Source organism: Phenylobacterium sp. (assembly GCF_037138395.1).
Lineage (GTDB): Bacteria > Pseudomonadota > Alphaproteobacteria > Caulobacterales > Caulobacteraceae > Phenylobacterium.
Window position 1 is genome coordinate 1 of sequence record NZ_JBAXIM010000226.1, and the last position, 2,680, is coordinate 2,680.

A 2,680-nucleotide genomic window follows, 5' to 3' on the forward strand; every position below is an offset into this window, starting at 1 on the left:
GCGCCGGGCGCCCGGCCACGGGCGGAAGCGCGAGCGCCTGGAAGCCATCTTCCCCGGCGAGGGTCGGGACCCCGCCGGTCCCGGCGGGGTGGCCGTGATTGGCGCCGGGATCGCCGGGGCATCGGTGATGCGGGCCCTGCGCCGCCTGGGCGTCGAGCCGGTCCACTTCGAGGCCGAGGCACCGGGCGCCGGCGCTTCGGGAAACCCTGCAGGCCTGGTGACGCCGCGCCTGGACGCCGGCCTTGGCCCCGTCGCGAGGCTGGCTGCCCAGGCCTATTTGCGGGCCCTGGACGTCTATCCGGAAGTCCCCGGGGCGATGCTCGCACGCGGGGTCCTGCAACTGGCCGCCACCGACAGGGACCCGTCGAGGTTCGCCCGGATCGCCGGATCCGACCTCTTTCCGGAGGGCACCCTGCGGCTACTCGACCCGGCAGGGGCATCGGCGCGCCTGGGCGAGCCGTCCGACCGGGCCGGACTGGACCAGCCGGACGCCCTGAGCCTCGACCCCCGGCAGGTCCTGGAGGCCTGGTGTGGGGCGCCCCTCGCCGGTCAGGTGCAGGCCCTCGAGCGGGCCGAAGGGGGCTGGCGGCTGACGGCGGCGTCGGGCGAGACCTCCGTCTTCCGCACCGTCATCCTGGCCGCGGGCGCGGGCGAGCGCCTCGAGGTTGGCCTGGTGGTCGGCCTCGGTCACCTCGGTGGAGGTCTCACCGCGCCGGAAGGTCGCCCCGAACAGGAAGCCATTGGAGAGGGGGGCGGGTATCTCGCCCCCCTCTCCAATGGCTTCCTGTTCGGGGCGACCTTCCGGCGCGGTGAGACCTCCACCGAGGTGACCGAGGCCGACCACCAGGCCAACCTCGAGGCGCTCGCCCGCGCGCGGCCGGCCCTGGCGGCGGACCTCTCCGGCCGCGCCCTGGAAGGCCGGGCCCGGGTTCGGGCCACCACCCGCGACCACCTGCCCCTGGCCGGGGCTCTTCCGGGCACCCCGGGGCTCTTGGTCCTGGGCGGGCTCGGTTCCCGGGGCCTGACCTGGGCGCCCCTGCTGGGCGAGCACATTGCGGCCCTGGCCACAGGCGCGCCATCGCCCCTTCCGGAAGACCTCGCCGCCCTCTTGGCGCCAGGGCGCTATAGCGCAGGGTAAGAGGGGGGGTCTTCGCAGGCCATTATCCTGCCTCAACCTGACTGTTATCCTCCGTCCCGGAAACCCACGGAGCTTTTGCCATGATCTCCAGACTGAGCCTTGCGGCGGTCGCCGCCTTCACCCTCGCCGGCGCTGCCGTCGCCCAGGGACAACCGGTTCCGGCCGGGACCGAGCCGGGTCCCGAGGCCGCCAAGCCGACGCGCGCCTGCTTCTTCAACCGCGACGTTCGGGGCTTTGCAGCGCCGGACGACAAGACCCTGTACCTTCGGGTGCGCAGCAAGGACATCTACCGCCTGGACCTGATGGGCCGCTGCCCCGACTTGGACTGGGAGACGCAGGTCGGACTGGATTCCCGCGGTTCCAGCTCCATCTGCGCGCCGATCGATGTCCAGGTTCGGGTTCGGGGGCCCATCGGCGTCACCCGGTGTCCAGTGTCGGAGATCACCCGCCTGACTCCGGAAGAGGCCGCCGCCCTGCCGCGCAAGTCACGGCCCTGATCCCCAGTCTCCGCCGGGCCAGGCCCCGAAACAAAAAGGGCGTCCCGCGAGGGACGCCCTTTCCGTTTTCAGTCGTGGAAGCCGATCAGAAGCGCTTCTTCAGGCCCAGGGAGACAACCCGGCCGAGCGGGTTTCCACTGCCCGGATCGTAGTTGTACTGGGTGCCGATGGCGAAGGACGGATCCGCGTCAAAGACGTTCATCACCGACACCGTGGCCGTGGTCTCCCAGGGCAGGTCGATCTTGTAGGTGATGTCGCTCTGCCAGTACTCATCGATCTTCGTAGTTCCCCTGACGTTGGCGGCGATGGCGATCGGCGAGGCCTCGACCTGGACGGTCGAGGACACATAGCGGGTCTGCCAGCGCAGGTTGTGGATCCCCGAGGACCAGTTCAGGTAGCCATTGCCACGGATCCGATTGTAGCCCGTGAAGACCGAGGCCCGGTAGGTGCCGGCCCGCTTGATGACGCCCGTAGCGATCGGGAACCCCTCGATGGAATAGGGGGTCTCGTCGTAGTCCAGCAGGTAGGTGCCGTCGACGCCGGCGCTCATATCTCCGCCCAGGACTTCGCCCACGATGAGGTTGGCCTGGAAGTCGAGGCCCGTGGTCTTGACCGGCCCGCCGTTGATGTACTGGGTCCGGTAGGCGAGGATGTTGCTGCGGCCGCAGACCCCCTGGTCGAAGGTGAAATGGGTCTGGAGGGCGGCATAGGCGGGGTTGCCGCAGTTACCGGTCTGGGAAGATGCCGGGAACATCAGGGCGAGCATGTCAGCCGTGGCCTGTGACGTCAGGCCGTCCTTGAAGTCGAACTGCCAGTAGTCGAGCGTCGCGTTGAAGTTCGCGAACTTGAACATCAGGCCGAAGTCGTAGGTGGTCGCCGTTTCCGGATCGAGGTTGGGATTCCCGTAAAGGTCGTTGGCCTTGTAGGTGCCATTGGCATTGGTCAGGCCACGGGTGAAGTTGGTCGTCGTGATGGTCGGGGGCGGAGCCCGGTAGGTGCCGGACAGGGAGGCCCGGAAGGCCAGCCAGTCCAGGGCCTGCCAGCG

At 69.6% G+C, this 2,680-nt stretch carries 3 protein-coding genes; 2 read left to right on the plus strand and 1 reads right to left on the minus strand.

Going from position 1 to position 2,680, the window contains the following annotated elements; genetic code table 11:
- The coding region (gene mnmC / locus WCJ52_RS12580; RefSeq protein ID WP_336903648.1) for an FAD-dependent 5-carboxymethylaminomethyl-2-thiouridine(34) oxidoreductase MnmC at positions 1-1,138 on the plus strand (1,138 nt) is incomplete at its 5' end.
- An 80-nt stretch (positions 1,139-1,218) separates the two neighbouring features.
- Positions 1,219-1,635 (plus strand): DUF6491 family protein, encoded by a 417-nt coding sequence (locus WCJ52_RS12585; protein ID WP_336903649.1) that lies wholly within the window; start codon positions 1,219-1,221, stop codon positions 1,633-1,635.
- Between the two features lie 85 nt (positions 1,636-1,720).
- Here WCJ52_RS12585 and WCJ52_RS12590 read toward each other — a convergent pair.
- On the minus strand, positions 1,721-2,680 hold a 960-nt coding region (locus WCJ52_RS12590; protein WP_336903650.1), incomplete at its 5' end, for a TonB-dependent receptor.